We start from the raw sequence: 14,937 nt of genomic DNA, 5'->3' as shown, positions 1-14,937 counted from the left end.
GCCCAGAGGCGCCTTTTCCATCCATGGCGATCAGGCCGCCAATACCTTGCGGATCTCCTGGATGGAGAGCTTGTACTGACGGGGGCACTGGCGCCATACGGTCAGCATGCGCTGGTACTTGTCACGCATGGCGATATCGCTGGAGAGCTCGTCACACGGGCACTTGAGTTCGGGGAAGCGTTTGTCCACTTCCAGCAGGAAGCAGACGTAGTCGGCCAGCTCCCGCTCCTGGCTGCGGCTGTAGCCGTTGAACTCCAGCCGGCTGGCGTTGATTTCACCCTGATCGGCGCCATCCAGGTTGCCCCAGGAGATGGCCAGTGCATGGTGCAGCTCCAGAGTGTCAATCACCTCCTGGCAGGTGGCCAGATCCAGATGACCGAAGCTCTTCTCCAGTTCGAGGATCTGCAGGCAGTAGCCGCGCGCTATGATGGTGCTGGCCCGCTGGTAAGACGCCGCTTTCTCCGGATTGAGTTTGGCCAGGATCTCGTACTGGTTGCTCAGGATCAGGCGTTCGGTGTGGCTCATGTTCATGGGCTTTTCTCACTGGAAAATGAAACTGGGGTCACGTTAACCCATATCTCAGATGAATTTTTTGATCTGGCAGGGGAGGTTGGCGAGAAAGCCGGGTCGGGAACTCAAAATGGCTCTGCGACGGGTGAATTAATGGTAGCGGCTGCGTACTTGTGTTTCGGCCTGAGCTGGCAACAGTGTGGGTGTCATCTGGGTTGCACCAACTGACATGCCAAAGTCCCCGAGTACAGGAGCATGCACGACTATTACAACCATGACTCAGTCACCGTGACCACAGGCTCTGGCCGATGGGGCAAGGGAAAGGCCGGCCGAGATGACTCCCCGCCGGGATGCGCTGGCTGATGCCATCATCACGCAGCGAGACTGGCGAACGAGATAAGCGAAGGGCCTGCAGTTGCAGGCCCTTTTTGTATTGGGTGTTTTTCAGGCCGGGCGGGTTCAACCCTTGATGAGGTCGAGCACCACCTGATGGTGGTCGCTGGTCTTGAACTTGTCGAAGCGGTGGGCGACCTTGCCCTCTTCATCGATGAGGAAGCTCAGCCGGTGAATGCCGTCATACTCCTTGCCCATGAACTTCTTCGGGCCCCAGACGCCAAAGGCATCGGCCACCGCGTGATCTTCATCGGCCAGCAGGCGGAAGTTGAGGCTGTCGCGCTCCTCGAACTTCTTCAGGCGCTTGGCCGGATCCGGGCTGATGCCAAGCACCACCACGTTGAGGGCTGCCAGCTCGCCATTGACGTCACGCAGACCGCAGGCCTGCGTGGTACAGCCCGGGGTCATCGCCTTGGGGTAGAAATAGATGAGCACCTTCTTGCCGCGCAGATCGGCAAGACGAACCGGGTTGCCGTCCTGATCGGGCAGGGAAAAGTCGGGGGCCTGGGTACCAGCCTGTAGTGGTTGCATGGGGTCTCCGAACGCCGTCAGGCGTGTTTGTTGTTGACGATGAATTCGAACGATTCTGCGCCCAGTTCGCGACAGAATCCGGCGAAGGCCGTTTCCGAGCCGGCGGTCTCTCCCTGCTTGGCCAGATTGAGCTGAAAGCTCGCCTTGAGCAGGTTGAAGGGTTGCTGTTCCAGGGTCATGGTCTGCATGGCCTGGATGTCCCAGCCGTGGTCGCTGAAGAACTGGGTGCACTGGCTTACGATGCCGGGCTGGTCGCGGATCAGGATCTCGGCGTTGGCGCTGATGTCGTACTGCAGTGAGTGGTGGCGCTCGGTGCGTTTCATCATGGTGATGAGATCCCACTCCTGACTGCGCAGGGGCAGGCTTATCTCGAGTTGCATCAGGCTGTTCCAGTCCCCGGACAGCAGCATGATGAAGGTGAATTCATTACCGAAGATACCAAGACGGCTGTCGACAATGTTGCAACCACAGCCACTGACGTGGCGGGTGACCTCATTGACTATGCCAGGCCTGTCCGTGCCTATGGCCGTTACGACCAGGTAGTGAGTCATAAATCTTCTCTCGTCCATTAGCTTGTTGCGAATGTGAGCGCAGTGGGCGCCGCCCTGACCGGGTGGCCGGCCTTGGGCCATTCCCTGCGCTGTTACATGGCAACCTTGTAAGAATGCCGTGGCCGCGAGCCTTGTCTCGGGTCGAGAAGACCCGGGATTGGCGCAGGCCGTCGCGCTCGCGCACCGCTTTTTGTGCAGAATGGTATCACGGCTTGCCCCCTGCCTCCCTTGTTTTTCCAAGGGGGCAGCTTTACCATAACGCCCCTGAAAATCGGGAGAAATATCCATGTTACGCGGTAGTATCGTTGCCCTCGTTACCCCCATGCTGGCTTCAGGCGAAGTCGATTGGACCAGTCTGGCCGCCTTGGTCGATTATCATGTCAGCGCAGGCACCACCGCCATAGTTGCGGTTGGCACCACGGGGGAATCGGTGACCCTGAGCGAGCAGGAGCACATTGCCGTCGTGGAAAAAACCGTGGAACTGGCCGCCGGACGCATTCCCGTCATCGCCGGTTGCGGCTCCAACAATACCGCCCATGCCATCGCCCTGGCCAAACGATTCGCCGAAACGGGCGTGGTGGCGGGTCTCTCGGTTACCCCTTATTACAACAAACCCACCCAAGAAGGTCTCTATCGTCACTATTGTGCGATCGCCGAGGCTAGTGGTCTGCCCCAAATTCTTTATAATGTGCCCGGTCGCACCTGTTGCGATCTCAAACCGGAGACGGTAGCCCGACTGGCCAAGGTGCCCGGCATCATAGGTCTGAAAGAGGCCACCGGGGATCTGAGCCGTACTCCGCTGCTGCGTGAGCTGTGCGGAGCGGAATTCGCGCTTTATAGTGGCGATGATGCCAGTGGATGTGATTTTATGCTGCAAGGTGGCGATGGAGTCATTTCGGTCACCACCAATATTGCAGCGGCCCAGATGGCCGACATGTGTCGTGCAGCGCTGGCCGGTGATGCCGGTCTGGCCCATGACATCAACAATCGATTGATGCCGTTGCATCAGACTCTGTTCTGCGAACCGAGTCCCATCCCGGTGAAGTGGGCCTGTGCCCGACTGGGATTGATGGCGACGGCGACCTTGCGTCTGCCGCTCACCGACCTCACCCCCGAGGGCGAACAAGCGATGACGCGAGCACTGACCACTGCGGAGTTGATGGCGAGTGTTTAAAGCAAATGGAAAGGGAAATGCAGTGCGCCTGGTGCTGAGTGTGGCGACCGTTGCCGTGCTGGCAGCCTGTAGCTCACCCCAAGAGCGCAAGATGGCCAACCGTGGTTTCGAGTACGAGGATGCCCGCCTTGAAGGCCGCGCGTTCCTGGTGCCGGCCGGGTTGAGTACCCCCGCCTTTAACAGCAGCTTCGACATCCCGGCGCTGCCCGAGAGCAGCCGCGAAGGTGCCCTCGGCGCCAAGATTGACGTGCGCCCGCCCGCTCAGCTGCTGACCGTGGTACCGGGCAGCCAGGTGGTGCCCAATGCCAGCGAGCCAACAGTGGCCTTCTATGCCCTGAGCACCTCCCAGAGCGTGGAGCGCGATACCTGGGCCTTCCTGATGAACTTCCTGGCCCAGTACAAGGTGACCACAGAGAAGCTGGATCAGCAGGCCGGCGTGTTGCAGACCGGCTGGTTTGACAACACCAAGGCCCTCGATGGCTGGAGCGAAGAGGATGACGACTTCAACATCCGTCAGCGTTACCAGTTCACCCTGCGCAACGATGTCCAGCGTCACGCGGTCAACATGTCGGTGCGGGTGCTGGATCACGAAGAGACCATAGACGGCGAGACCAGCACTGTGCTGACGCCGGCCGATGCCCAGCGCTACGCCACCCGCGCCCTGAACCAGTTCTCCCTCTATTACGACAAGCAGCTCAAGTCCCGCGAACAGCACAAGGCCAACGATGGCATGGGGCTGGAGCTGGGGCTGGACAACAACGAGCTGAGTGCCTGGATTGCCGACGGTTCCTTTGATCAGGTGTGGCGTCGCCTCAACCAGGTGCTGCCTGGCTATGGCTTCACCATCAAGGATACCCAGCAGTCTCTGGGCTGGATCGACGTCGAGTACGACGAGCCGGGCAGCGACTTCTGGAAGGCCAAGGGCAGCGAGCCGTTCAAACTGGAAGAGGACAAGTATCGCTTCCAGCTTGGCGAGATGGCTGGGGGCAAGACCTCCATCACACTGTTCGACAAGGATAAGAAGCCAGTGTCGTCCGGTGTCATCTCCCAGATGTACATCAGCCTGTCCGAGGCATTCGCCAAGGGCCTGGCTGACCAGGCAGCAAAAACAGAATAGAAACAGGGGCCTAGTGCCCCTGTTTTGTTAGGTTAATCCCCCTGTAAATACAGGGTCTGATGCGCTTGATATGTTAACCCCCAGAAACAGGGGCCCTGTGCTCCTGTTTTATTCCTCCCACAAACAGGAAATGTTATTAGCCATGAGTCTTGCAGATCAAGTATTGGCGGTGAATGACGATTTGCCGATCCGTACCGATAAACCTGTCCATTCCGGCAAAGTGCGCAGCGTCTACTGGTTGACCCCCGCAGACAGTGCCCGGCTCATCAAGGAGAAAGGCTATGATGTGCCAGCCGATGCGCCGCTTGCCCTCATGGTGATCAGCGACCGCATCTCTGCCTTCGACTGCATCTGGCAAGGTGTGGACGGGCTGAACGGTGTACCTGGCAAGGGGGCGGCACTCAACGCCATCTCCAGCCACTGGTTCAAGCTGTTCAAGGAGAAGGGACTGGCCGACAGCCACATCCTGGATATCCCGCACCCCTTCGTCTGGATCGTGCAAAAAGCCCGCCCCGTGATGATCGAGGCGATCGCCCGCCAGTACATCACAGGCTCCATGTGGCGTGCCTACAAGGATGGCGAACGCGAGTTCTGCGGCATCACCCTGCCGGAAGGCCTGAAAAAGGATCAGAAGCTGCCGGAAATCCTCATCACTCCCTCCACCAAGGGTGTGCTGACAGGGCTGGATGGCGTGCCTGAGGCCGATGACGTCAACGTCTCCCGCGCCGATATAGAGCGCCACTACCAGGGCTTTAACTTCAGCAAGCTGGCCGATATCGACCGCTACGAAGTGCTGCTCAAGGAAGGCTTCAACGTCATCAGTGACGCCCTGGCCGAGCTGGATCAGATCTTCGTCGATACCAAGTTCGAGTTTGGCTATGTCCAGGACGCGGCCGGCAATGAGAAGCTCATCTATATGGATGAAGTGGGTACCCCCGACAGCTCCCGCATCTGGGATGGCGCCGCCCTGCGCGACGGCCAGATCGTCGAGAAGTCCAAAGAGGGTTTCCGCCAGTGGCTGCTGAACCACTTCCCGGATCCGGATATCCTGCTCAACAAGCACCGCATGCCGGAACGCTTCGCCCTGGCCCGTGACAACAAGTTGCCGACCGAGGTGATGATGGATATCTCCAACACCTATGTGGGGATCGCCGAGAAGATCATCGGTCAGCCGCTGGTGCGCAGTGCCAATCCCAAGCAGGAGATCATTGAGGTGCTGCGGGAACAGTACGGTCTGATCGACTAAGGATCGCCGCTTTTTTTGTCGCCGGGAAACAAACGTTTGCCGGTGGCGAAAGGAACAGCCGACAAACAGACGGGCCCCAGTGCGGGGCCCGTTTTTATTGGTTTTTCAACGGTGTTGGCAAGGCGTCAGCCATTGACTTTGAACACCTGGCCGGTCTGCACGCCGAGCACGGATTTCTGGTAGGCTTGGGCCACCCGGGCGGCTGGCACTGGTACGAAGCCCGGGAAGAAGGCGGCGTATTTGTCCATCGATTCGGTCAGCACGGTCGGGCTCACCACGTTGATGCGCAGCCCCTTGGGCAGTTCGCAGGCTGCCGCCTTGACGAAGTGCTCTATGGCGCCGTTGATGGTGGTCGCACTGGCCCCCCAGTTGATGGGCTCCTCGCTCAGAATGCCGCTGATCAGGGTGATGGAACCCTTGTCATTCAGGTGGGGGATGGCGGCACGGGTCAGATTGATCTGGCCCATCAGCTTGCTCTCGATCCCCACTTGCCACTGCTCGTCCGTCATTTCGGTCAGGCCATTGAAGGCCACGCTGCCGCTGGCCACCACCAGTGCATCGAACGTCCCCAGTTTGGCAAACAGCGCCTTGATGGAGGCGGGGTCACGCATGTCGACAGTGGCATCGCCGCGACTGTGACCGACCCGGATCACCTGGTGGTCTTTGGCAAGCAACTCACTGACGGCCGAGCCGACGGTGCCGGAGGCACCCACAATCACAATCTTCATCTGTTTCACTCCTGGTTGGGATGTGTTGATTCTAGCGCGATAAAAAGAGAGAAAAAGCGCGTAAAATAAACGCATTGTTTCCATATTGGAGCTAATGATGGATATCTCCCATCTGACCAGTTTTTACGAGGTGGTGCAGCGGGGCAGTTTTTCCGCCGCCGCCGATGCCCTGGGGGTGAGCAAGGGGATGCTGAGCCGCCATGTCAGCGCTCTGGAAGCTGCCCTCAATGCCCAGCTGTTGCAGCGCACCACCCGCCGCCTCAGCCTGACCGAGGCGGGCAAGACCCTCTACTTGCAGGCGGGGCAGATCTTCGCACTGGCCCGCCAGGCGGAGCAGGACATACAAGCGCTGACCGAGGAGGACAGTGGCCGGCTGCGCTTCACCTGCCCGGTCAGCACGGGGGATCGCATGGTGAGCGAGCTGCTTGGCCGCTTTGCCGAGCTCTGTCCCGGGGTGCAGGTCGAGCTCAACTTTACCAACGCCATGGTCGACATGAGCCAGGGGGAGCACGACATAGCCCTGCGCGCCATGAGCAGCATACCCGACAACCTGGTGGCGCTGCCGCTCGGTCAGCTCAAGGATGTGGTGGTGGCCAGTCCCGTCCTGCTGGCGCGGGAAGGCCTCCCCGCCACGCCCTATGAACTGAGCGGCCGCCCCTGCCTGTTGCAGGGCCACAACCCGGCCTGGGAGCAGTGGCACTTTCGCAAGGGAGAGGAGGAGGCTCACATTCTGGTGCAGGGCAAGGTGCGGGCCAATCACTACAGTACCGTACTGCAACTGGCCCGCGCGGGCATGGGGTACGCCAAATGCCCGCTGATGCTGGTGGAGCCCTGGCTGGCGAGCGGCGAGCTGGTGGCTGTGCTGGATCAGTGGCAGACAGGTCTGCACCCGCTGCACGTGCTGCATGCCCAGCAGCGGCGGGTTCCGCGCAAGATCCGGCTGTTCAAGCAGGTGCTGGCCCAGTGGTTTGCCGAGCGGCCCCACTACCTGTTGTGAGGGCTCTGCGCCGTTATTTTTCTGTCATCTTCGGCTGTTACCCTGCGCCCATCACAGCGATCAGGAAGATGAGCGAGCATGAAGGGTTATCAGGGTTGGGTTGGATTGACGCTGCTGTGCGCGGCGACGGGCATGAGTACGGCGCAGGCCGAGGTCGAGGTGGCGGTGCCAACGGATTTCCAGATCCTGGCGGTGAGCAGTGGCAAGTTGCAGGATGAGCAGCACGCCACCCTGGCGGACGGAGAGCAGCAACTGCTGGTGCGCTATGAGGGGGTGATCCCGAGCCGCAATAGCAGCGAAAACGATCGGCAGGTGCGATCCGAGCCGCAGGTGCTGCGCTATCAGGCCAGCCAACAGCGCCTGCAACTGGTGGCCAGCGTACCGGCTACCGAAAAGGGGATGCAGCTTTATGCCAGGGCCCCCGTGGTGGCGTTGCAGGCGGATGGCCGGGCGCTCTCCATCCAGCAGGATGCGCTGGTGACCAGCGGCATGCTGCTCGGCATGGACTGGCGTGCCCGGCTCGATGAGTACAATCGCGGCGCCGGTAAGGCGGCGCTGACGACAGCCGCCGTGGCCACCACTGCAACCGCAGGCGCCACGGCTCCCGCCTTGGCTACCCGCGAGCTGGAAGGGCAGTTGCAGCAGCTGTTCCTCAAAGCGGATCCCGAGCTTCGCAAGCGCTTCATCGGCTGGGCCGTGCCGCGACTTTAAGTTTGCGGCCCGTTGCAGTAACGTGGGGGCTCTCTTCGTGCATTGCGCCCACCTTATCCAACGAGGTCTTCATGTTTGAATTGCACACTCGCCTGCAGGCGGATACCCAGTTGCTCGGGGATCTGCCGCTTTGTCGTGTCCTGCTTGCCAAAGACAGCCAGTATCCCTGGCTCATCCTGGTGCCACGGGTCGCCAACTTGCGGGAGATTCACCATCTGGCGCCCGCGCAGCAGCAACAGCTGATGCAGGAGTCCTGCGCCCTGGCCACCCTGATGGAGCAGGCGCTGCAGCCGGACAAGATCAACGTGGCGGCGCTCGGCAATCTGGTGCCGCAACTGCATCTGCATCATGTCGCCCGTTTTACCACGGATCGGGCATGGCCAGGTCCCATCTGGGGAGCTCATCCCTCCTTGCCTCATGACGAGGCCAGCTTGCAGCAGGAGGCCGCCAGCTGGCGTCTCAAGCTCGGCCATCTGGCCGGTTTCATTCCGCTTGCCGCTGATAATTGAGTCAAGTGAGAGGCGGCTCGCTATTTCGAAGCCCAAGCCGCGCTATCTGTTAGAGTTATGGTATAGATAAGCCCATTTTCGATGTTCAGGAAGGTCCCATGATAGTGACAAGAGCCGACAACGATGCCGTATTGACCACAGAGGATGTGCTGCTGAGTCTGTGTCATTCGGTTACGGACGTATTGAGTGCGGCGACCCAGAGTCAGGTGCGTTTCTCCGGCATGGTGCAGCGGATCAGCAAGACCTGCCTCAAGCCGGATATCGGCTGTTTCGTGCTGTTTGATGGCGGCTTCTCCGGCCTGGTGGTGATCAACTTCTCCGCCTCTGCGGCCATGGAGCTCTATGAGAGCTACATGCTCAGCATGGGCCTCTCCAAGGAAGATCTCGCCATCTCCCACACCTCGGACGAGGTGAGCAACGTCATGGGCGAGCTGATGAACCAGATAGTCGGCAGCTTCACCGTCAAGGTTGGCCGGGATCTGCAGACTCACATCACCCAGAACCAGCCGAAGATGCTGGCGCTGAACAAGCAGGTGATGCTGAGCGTCGATACCAACCTCGACAACCCGGAAGCGCGCCGGGTCACCTTCTTCACCGCCCGCAACAACATCTTCTATCTGGAGCTGGCGATGGACAGGACAGAGTTCATCCGCATTCACAACGATGGCATGGATGAGGAGGAGCTGGATCCGGATGCCCTGATCGCCCAGACCAAGCTGGCGGCCGCCAAGCCGGCCCCGGTGGCCGCGCCGGTCGCCAATGAGCATGACGACTTGCTCGACTCGCTCGGTATCTGACGTCAGCCCACGCTGAAGATGCCAAGGCCACCCATGGGGTGGCCTTGTTGTTTGTTGCCGGGGAAGGGCTTAGAAGTTGTAGAGCAGGCCGGTACTGACGCGGCTGGACTGGCTGTCGTAGAAGCCGATGTCGGAGTTGGCCCTGGAATAGGCCGCAGTGAAGGTGGCGGCGAGGGCATCGACGCCGAACAGCTTGTGCCAGAAGAAGGTGCCATTGATGGCAAACTCGTCCGCATCGGCACTTTGGCCGAAGAGAGGGTTTGCCTCGTCATACTTGCGCTTGCCGGCATAGAGGTTGCTGACGATGGACCACTGGGGACCGCGTTGGGCGTAGGTCAGTTTCAGACCCGTGTTCTTGAAGCTCTCGGCACTGCCGTCGAGGCGGGCTTCCTTGTAGACGATGGCGGGCTCCAGCAACTGGTTGCCGCCAAAGTGCCACTGGTAGGAGAGCTCCATGTCGTGCATCTTGCCGTTGCGATCCAGCATATCGGCGTAGTGGGTGCCGTGACTCTGGTCATACTGCTGGCCGCTGCGCTCCTCATCCATGTCCACTTCCCGGGTGGTCAGGGTGCCGTAGAAGTTGCTGCCCCAGATCTTGTCCCAGGCAAAACGCACCCCTTTTGACTTCACATCGGTCGAGCTGCGATCCACCCCGGTGGCGAAGGGATCGCTCCACAGTTCGACCGGCATGACGTTGAACACCAGCGAGGTGGCGACTATGCCCTTGTCACCCATCTCCTGACGCAGGCCGAGCTGCTGGGTGAAGTCGAAGCGCACCGCATCCTGGATCAGGTTGCCGAGGAAGATCTGGGTACGGGTATCGGCGAAGGTGTAGCGGATGTCGGCATTGAGCAGCGGCGTCAGGCCGCTCTCGCTGTCGGGGGCGCCGAGGTCATCGATGCGACTGTGGTTGTCATCGCCGGCATAGAAGTTGGACTTGTAGCTGACGGCGTTGACCCCGCCCAGCAGAAAGCCGGACCAGCCGGACTGCTTGGGGATCTCGCCCAGATCGGCGTGGGCGGCATTGGCTGCCAGCAGACCAAGACTCAGCAGGGTGAGATTGCGCATCGATGAGACTCCTGAAATATCAGATGGTTGAATTGAACAGCCGGACATTATAGCCACCCAGGCTTAACTCGGGCTGACCGAATGGACTCCGGCATGCTACCCCAGTGCAAGGAGGAGGTTAATCGATAATTTATCGTGCGACGGCACAAGAGTTCGGCGCGCCGTGCTGGTATTCTGTTCGGCGAATATGGGGGAGAAAACAACAAGATGAAACAAATCAAATCCTGGGCGCAATATTACGTCGACCTGATGACCAAGCTGGGGCTGGTGCGCTTCAGCATGTTCCTGGCCACCGCCATCATAGTGCTGGCCGTCTCCATCCAGATGGGAGTCACCCTGTTTCTGCGCGGCACAGTGGACGTTGTCGATCTGGTGCGCTCTGTCTTCTTCGGCCTGCTGGTCACCCCCTGGGCCGTCTATTTTCTCTCCATCGTAGTGGATCAGCTGGAGGATTCCCGCCAGCGGCTGACCCGCATGGTGCGCAAGCTGCAAGACATGCGCGAGCGGGATCTGGAGCTCAACAGCCAGTTGCAGGAGAACATCAGCCGCCTCAACGCCCAGATCGCCGAGACAAACCGGGCCGAGACCCTGCGCCAGCAGGCGATCGAGGATCTGGAGAACGAGGTGTTCCAGCGCGAGAAGGCCCAGCTGCATCTGGGTGAGCGCACCGCCTTGCTGCGCTCCTTCATCGACTGCTCCCCTGATCTGGTTTACTACCGCAACGAAGACGAGCAGTTCTCCGGCTGCAACCGCGCCATGGAGGAGCTCACCGGCAAGGTGGAGGCCGAACTCATCGGGCTGACCCCGTTCGACGTCTACAAGCAGGAGATAGCGAACAAGGTGGTGGAGACCGACAAGCAGGTCTTCGCCAGCAACGAGCCGCTCACCTATGAGCAGTGGCTGGAGTACCCCGACGGTCGCAAGGCCTACTTCGAGCTGCGCAAGGTGCCCTTCTTCGATCGCTTCGGCAAGCGCCTCGGCCTGCTCGGTTTCGGCCGGGATATCACGGAGCGCAAGCAGTATCAGGACAAGCTGGAGAAGGCGAGCCGCGACAAGACCACCTTCATCTCCACCATCAGCCATGAGCTGCGCACCCCGCTCAACGGCATAGTGGGGCTGAGCCGGATGCTGATGGATACGCCGCTCGATCCCAAGCAGCATCAGCAGCTCAAGACCATCCACCTGAGCGCGGTGACGCTCGGCAACATCTTCAACGACATCATAGATCTGGACAAACTCGACCGGCGCCGGCTGGAAATTGCACCGACCCCCATCGACCTGCCCGCCTTCCTCGACGAGCTGGAGACGCTGTCGCGCATCCAGGCGGAGCAGAAGGGGCTCTATCTGCATTTCGACCGGGACGGCGACATGCCGCAATTCGTGATGGCCGATGGCACCCGGCTGCGCCAGGTGTTGTGGAACCTGGTGGGCAATGCGGTCAAGTTTACCGATGAGGGCGGGGTGACGGTACGTTGCCTCTCCCACGCGGCCGATGAGCCGGGCAAGCTGGCCCTGCACTTCGAGGTGGAGGATACCGGCGTCGGCATTCCTCGCGCCCAGCAGGAGAAGATCTTCGCCATGTACTATCAGGTGCAGGGCAAGAAACACGCCACCGGCACCGGCATAGGGCTGGCGGTCTCCCGTCAGCTGGTACAGGCCATGGGCGGCCAGCTCTACGTGGACAGCGACCCGGGTGAGGGCTCCTGCTTCACTGCCGAGCTGGAGGTGGACTGTGTCGAGCCTCAGGCCGCCGATGCCGAGCCCGAGATGCCCTCCCTGGATATCCTGCTGGTGGAGGACGTGGAGTTGAACGTGACCGTGGCCTGCGCCCTGCTCAACAAGCTGGGTCATCAGGTGCAGGTGGCGCGGGACGGTGCCCAGGCGCTGGCCATGGCCAATCCCGATGACTTTGACCTGATCCTGCTGGATATCCAGCTGCCGGACATGACCGGCTTCGACGTGGCGGCCCAGCTGCTTGAGCGCTACGGCGACAGTTTGCCGCCCATGGTGGCGCTCACCGCCAACGCCACCGGCGATCGCCAGTACTATCGGGATCACGGCATGCAGGATGTGATCAACAAGCCGCTGGGCTCCAGGGCTGTGCGGGAGGTGATTGGCCACCTGTTTGCGGATCTCGCCGACGATGAGGCGGATGAGCAGGCCGATGCGGGCAGCCAGGATGAGCTGCTGGACTTGCCCTTCCTCACCGACTACGCCGATACGGTGGGCAAGCCGGTGCTGCTCTCCAGCGTCGATCTGTTCGAGAAGATGATGCCGGACTACATGGCGGTGCTCGACTCCAACATGATCGCCAGGGATCAGGCTGGCGTGGTGGAGGAGGCACACAAGATCAAGGGGGCGGCCGGCTCCATCGGTCTGCGCCGGCTGCAGCAGCTGGCCCAGCTGATCCAGAGCCCGGATCACCCCGCCTGGTGGGAGAACGTGGAGGACTGGATAGAGTCGCTGCGCCGCGAGTGTCCGGGTGATATCGCCAGGTTGAAGCGCTGGCTGCTCTCATAGACGCGAGCCGCAGGCAAGGAGCCGCAACATGTATAGCCGTTTGATTACCCCCGAGCGCATCCATCGCTGGGGCGACGAAGCGCTGCTGGAGGCGACCGAACAGGATCGCGCCCGCATAGTGCAGGCCGCGCCGGTGCGCCGCTTGCAGCAGAAAACCCAGGTCTTTCCACTCGACGTGAAAGCCTCGGTGCGCAGCCGTCTGACCCACTCGCTGGAGGTGCAGGAGACAGGCCGCCAGATCAGCCGCCGCATTCTGGCCGCCTTGCCAGCCGGTATGGTCTGCGAAGGGGCCTTTATCAATCTGGTGGAGATGTCCTGCCTGCTGCACGATGTCGGCAACCCGCCGTTCGGCCATTTTGGCGAACAGGTGATGAGCCAGTGGCTGACACAGGAGCTGGATTCCCTGTTCGCTGCAGCCCTTGGCCAGGCGCCCAGCCCCCAGTGGGCCGAACTGCGCCAGGATCTGCTGGTGTTTGACGGCAACGCCCAGAGCCTGCGGCTGGTGCACAGCCTGCACGAGTTGAATCTGACCCTGGGGCAGCTGGCCGCCCTGTGCAAATACCCACAGCAGCCCCTGCACGACGGTCAGCATCATGGCTGGGCCAGCAAGCGCGGCATCTTCTTCAGTGAACAACCCCTCTACCGTTCCCTGAGCCAGAGCCTGGGACTGGCGCCCGGTTGCCGCCACCCGCTGGTCTACATCATGGAGGCGGCCGACGACATCTCCTACTGCATCGCCGATCTCGAAGATGCGGTGGACAGGCGCATTCTCAGCCTGAGCGAGCTGCAACAGGCGCTGCGTCTGGCCGATGAGGGCGCCTACATGGCGGGCTTGCTGGCGGATGCCACCGCCTCTGACAGAGGCTTCTTCCCCCATTTTCGCCAGCATCTTACCCGTGATCTGATCGCGCTGGCCGCCCACACCTATGTGAGCGAGCACGACATCATACTGAGTGGCGCCTATCCCCAGGCGTTGCTGCACGGTCAGGCGCCGGCGGCGCAGGTGCTCGACACCCTCAAGCAGGTGGCCCGCGAGCAGGTGTTCATGCGGCCCGAGGTCGAGGCACTGGAGCTGGAAGGCTATGCCGCCCTGCGTGGCGTGCTCTCCACCTATGCCTGCCTGCTGGCGCTGCCCGCCAGCCAGTTCGAGCGACTGCTGGCCGGGCAGGGGGGCAGCGAGCTGTTCTTCGCCCGCCGCCTGTTTCACCGCCTGTCGGCCCGTCATCTCAAGGCATACCGGCTGGCGGTGGCCAACCGGGATCCCCGTTTTGACAAGGGTGCCGAACAGGAGTGGTACTACCGGGTGCGGCTGCTGCTCGACTATGTGAGCGGCATGACGGATACCTATGCGCTGGAAGAGTTCCGCCTCTTGTCCGGGATCTGACTCGCGCCAGGCAAATCCTGTGCGTGCCGTCCGGGAGCGGATGTGTGCGGCTGACGGGCGAGAGACCTGTGTCTCGTCTGGATATTGATAGATGGCTCACTCCCCATATGGGGGGTGAGGTTCTTGTATAAAATTCGGTCTTTTTTTAGACTGTGGCAACTTGTTCAACTTTCACTCGGTAAGGAGACGGATATGCAACATTCAATGCTAAACGTTGCGTTCGACCGCTGCATCAGCAGCGCGAAGACTCGTGCTCTTTTTCTGCCGCGTGGAGGAAACAGGTAACACCTGCTTTTTCATCACCCGCGGTTGTCCCGCAGGGTGATGCCCCCTCTCCGGGAGAACCGCACGTTCAACTGGAGAATATTATGTCTATCGAACTGACCCTGCTGCGCACCGTCGAATCCTTGGTTCAAAAACGGATCACCCGGCTGGAACGCCGCACCAGTTACCTGCACCTCTCGCCTGCCTTGCTGAAAGACATAGGTCTGGAAGGGCAAAATGTGCAGATCGCCCACGTCCGTGAGCAGGAATATCAAACCGGCTTCCGGCTTGGGAATCGAATAACCTGATGATGTGGGGCTTGGCCCCCTTCTTGCAGGAAAATGGCAGGCTCAGGCCTGCCATTTTTCGTATCCGGTTGAGTTTGGTTACGAATTTTCATTCGCACATTTTGCCAAAATCTCTATCATCGCTCTCCG

15 protein-coding genes are annotated in these 14,937 nt (G+C 60.7%); 10 read left to right on the top strand and 5 right to left on the bottom strand.

Going from position 1 to position 14,937, the window contains the following annotated elements; all coding sequences use genetic code 11:
• Positions 1 to 30: 30 nt before the first annotated feature.
• The 3 genes from AACQ95_RS22475 to AACQ95_RS22465 form a co-directional block, all read right to left on the bottom strand.
• Positions 31 to 531 carry a YfbU family protein gene (locus AACQ95_RS22475; protein WP_043556017.1) on the bottom strand — a complete coding sequence of 167 codons (501 nt, stop codon included), beginning with the start codon at positions 529 to 531 and terminating at the stop codon, positions 31 to 33.
• A gap of 438 nt (positions 532 to 969) precedes the next feature.
• Positions 970 to 1,434 (bottom strand): thioredoxin-dependent thiol peroxidase, encoded by a 465-nt coding sequence (gene bcp / locus AACQ95_RS22470; RefSeq protein ID WP_241280050.1) that lies wholly within the window; start codon positions 1,432 to 1,434, stop codon positions 970 to 972.
• A gap of 17 nt (positions 1,435 to 1,451) precedes the next feature.
• Positions 1,452 to 1,985 carry a glycine cleavage system protein R gene (locus tag AACQ95_RS22465; RefSeq protein ID WP_241280049.1) on the bottom strand — a complete coding sequence of 178 codons (534 nt, stop codon included), beginning with the start codon at positions 1,983 to 1,985 and terminating at the stop codon, positions 1,452 to 1,454.
• A 286-nt stretch (positions 1,986 to 2,271) separates the two neighbouring features.
• Between AACQ95_RS22465 and dapA the strand changes: the two genes are divergently transcribed.
• From dapA to AACQ95_RS22450, 3 genes are all read left to right on the top strand, one after another.
• Positions 2,272 to 3,159 (top strand): 4-hydroxy-tetrahydrodipicolinate synthase, encoded by an 888-nt coding sequence (dapA, locus tag AACQ95_RS22460; RefSeq protein WP_241280048.1) that lies wholly within the window; start codon positions 2,272 to 2,274, stop codon positions 3,157 to 3,159.
• Complete coding sequence (gene bamC / locus AACQ95_RS22455; RefSeq protein WP_103473022.1) at positions 3,152 to 4,276, top strand: outer membrane protein assembly factor BamC; 1,125 nt, start codon at positions 3,152 to 3,154, stop codon at positions 4,274 to 4,276. Before dapA ends, bamC begins: the two co-directional genes overlap by 8 nt.
• A gap of 142 nt (positions 4,277 to 4,418) precedes the next feature.
• On the top strand, positions 4,419 to 5,522 hold the full coding sequence (locus AACQ95_RS22450; RefSeq protein ID WP_043554624.1) for a phosphoribosylaminoimidazolesuccinocarboxamide synthase: 1,104 nt from the start codon (positions 4,419 to 4,421) through the stop codon (positions 5,520 to 5,522).
• Between the two features lie 125 nt (positions 5,523 to 5,647).
• On the opposite strand, the gene AACQ95_RS22445 is transcribed toward AACQ95_RS22450, so the two are convergent.
• Entirely contained in the window at positions 5,648 to 6,250 is a 603-nt protein-coding gene (locus AACQ95_RS22445; protein ID WP_043141788.1) for a short chain dehydrogenase, read from the bottom strand.
• 97 nt (positions 6,251 to 6,347) lie between these two features.
• Between AACQ95_RS22445 and AACQ95_RS22440 the strand changes: the two genes are divergently transcribed.
• From AACQ95_RS22440 to AACQ95_RS22425, 4 genes are all read left to right on the top strand, one after another.
• On the top strand, positions 6,348 to 7,247 hold the full coding sequence (locus AACQ95_RS22440; RefSeq protein ID WP_241280047.1) for a LysR family transcriptional regulator: 900 nt from the start codon (positions 6,348 to 6,350) through the stop codon (positions 7,245 to 7,247).
• Positions 7,248 to 7,325: 78 nt separating this feature from the next.
• Positions 7,326 to 7,958, top strand: a complete 633-nt coding sequence (locus AACQ95_RS22435) for a DUF2057 domain-containing protein (protein ID WP_043141793.1) — start codon at positions 7,326 to 7,328, stop codon at positions 7,956 to 7,958.
• A gap of 71 nt (positions 7,959 to 8,029) precedes the next feature.
• A complete protein-coding gene (locus AACQ95_RS22430) occupies positions 8,030 to 8,467 on the top strand; it encodes an HIT domain-containing protein (protein WP_241280046.1) in 438 nt (145 codons plus the stop codon).
• Between the two features lie 98 nt (positions 8,468 to 8,565).
• Positions 8,566 to 9,264, top strand: a complete 699-nt coding sequence (locus AACQ95_RS22425; RefSeq protein ID WP_042865686.1) for a DUF3334 family protein — start codon at positions 8,566 to 8,568, stop codon at positions 9,262 to 9,264.
• A gap of 69 nt (positions 9,265 to 9,333) precedes the next feature.
• Here the strand turns inward: AACQ95_RS22425 and AACQ95_RS22420 are convergent, their stop codons facing one another.
• Positions 9,334 to 10,332 carry a DUF2860 family protein gene (locus tag AACQ95_RS22420; protein WP_043141798.1) on the bottom strand — a complete coding sequence of 333 codons (999 nt, stop codon included), beginning with the start codon at positions 10,330 to 10,332 and terminating at the stop codon, positions 9,334 to 9,336.
• Between the two features lie 207 nt (positions 10,333 to 10,539).
• Between AACQ95_RS22420 and arcB the strand changes: the two genes are divergently transcribed.
• The 3 genes from arcB (at position 10,540) to AACQ95_RS22405 (ending at position 14,808) form a co-directional block, all read left to right on the top strand.
• A complete protein-coding gene (gene arcB / locus AACQ95_RS22415) occupies positions 10,540 to 12,852 on the top strand; it encodes an aerobic respiration two-component sensor histidine kinase ArcB (RefSeq protein WP_043554868.1) in 2,313 nt (770 codons plus the stop codon).
• A gap of 28 nt (positions 12,853 to 12,880) precedes the next feature.
• Positions 12,881 to 14,236 carry a dGTPase gene (gene dgt / locus AACQ95_RS22410; protein ID WP_241280045.1) on the top strand — a complete coding sequence of 452 codons (1,356 nt, stop codon included), beginning with the start codon at positions 12,881 to 12,883 and terminating at the stop codon, positions 14,234 to 14,236.
• Positions 14,237 to 14,604: 368 nt separating this feature from the next.
• The gene (locus AACQ95_RS22405) at positions 14,605 to 14,808 is read left to right on the top strand and encodes a hypothetical protein (RefSeq protein WP_042039391.1); all 204 of its coding nucleotides are present in this window, start codon (positions 14,605 to 14,607) and stop codon (positions 14,806 to 14,808) included.
• Positions 14,809 to 14,937 lie beyond the last annotated feature (129 nt).

Origin of the sequence: Aeromonas sp. MR19 (assembly GCF_963899305.1) — a bacterium.
Classification (GTDB): domain Bacteria; phylum Pseudomonadota; class Gammaproteobacteria; order Enterobacterales; family Aeromonadaceae; genus Aeromonas; species Aeromonas bestiarum.
The sequence above is the reverse complement of the archived record's forward strand: the minus strand, read 5'-3'. Positions and strand labels throughout refer to the sequence as shown.

What these genes read in the sequence shown, in the direction of transcription:
- AACQ95_RS22475 (WP_043556017.1), bottom strand. Translation starts at nt 531, where the DNA reads ATGAACATGAGCCACACCGAACGCCTGATCCTGAGCAACCAGTACGAG.
- bcp (WP_241280050.1), bottom strand. Translation starts at nt 1,434, where the DNA reads ATGCAACCACTACAGGCTGGTACCCAGGCCCCCGACTTTTCCCTGCCC.
- AACQ95_RS22465 (WP_241280049.1), bottom strand. Translation starts at nt 1,985, where the DNA reads ATGACTCACTACCTGGTCGTAACGGCCATAGGCACGGACAGGCCTGGC.
- dapA (WP_241280048.1), top strand. Translation starts at nt 2,272, where the DNA reads ATGTTACGCGGTAGTATCGTTGCCCTCGTTACCCCCATGCTGGCTTCA.
- AACQ95_RS22450 (WP_043554624.1), top strand. Translation starts at nt 4,419, where the DNA reads ATGAGTCTTGCAGATCAAGTATTGGCGGTGAATGACGATTTGCCGATC.
- AACQ95_RS22445 (WP_043141788.1), bottom strand. Translation starts at nt 6,250, where the DNA reads ATGAAGATTGTGATTGTGGGTGCCTCCGGCACCGTCGGCTCGGCCGTC.
- AACQ95_RS22440 (WP_241280047.1), top strand. Translation starts at nt 6,348, where the DNA reads ATGGATATCTCCCATCTGACCAGTTTTTACGAGGTGGTGCAGCGGGGC.
- AACQ95_RS22435 (WP_043141793.1), top strand. Translation starts at nt 7,326, where the DNA reads ATGAAGGGTTATCAGGGTTGGGTTGGATTGACGCTGCTGTGCGCGGCG.
- AACQ95_RS22430 (WP_241280046.1), top strand. Translation starts at nt 8,030, where the DNA reads ATGTTTGAATTGCACACTCGCCTGCAGGCGGATACCCAGTTGCTCGGG.
- AACQ95_RS22425 (WP_042865686.1), top strand. Translation starts at nt 8,566, where the DNA reads ATGATAGTGACAAGAGCCGACAACGATGCCGTATTGACCACAGAGGAT.
- AACQ95_RS22420 (WP_043141798.1), bottom strand. Translation starts at nt 10,332, where the DNA reads ATGCGCAATCTCACCCTGCTGAGTCTTGGTCTGCTGGCAGCCAATGCC.
- arcB (WP_043554868.1), top strand. Translation starts at nt 10,540, where the DNA reads ATGAAACAAATCAAATCCTGGGCGCAATATTACGTCGACCTGATGACC.
- dgt (WP_241280045.1), top strand. Translation starts at nt 12,881, where the DNA reads ATGTATAGCCGTTTGATTACCCCCGAGCGCATCCATCGCTGGGGCGAC.
- AACQ95_RS22405 (WP_042039391.1), top strand. Translation starts at nt 14,605, where the DNA reads ATGTCTATCGAACTGACCCTGCTGCGCACCGTCGAATCCTTGGTTCAA.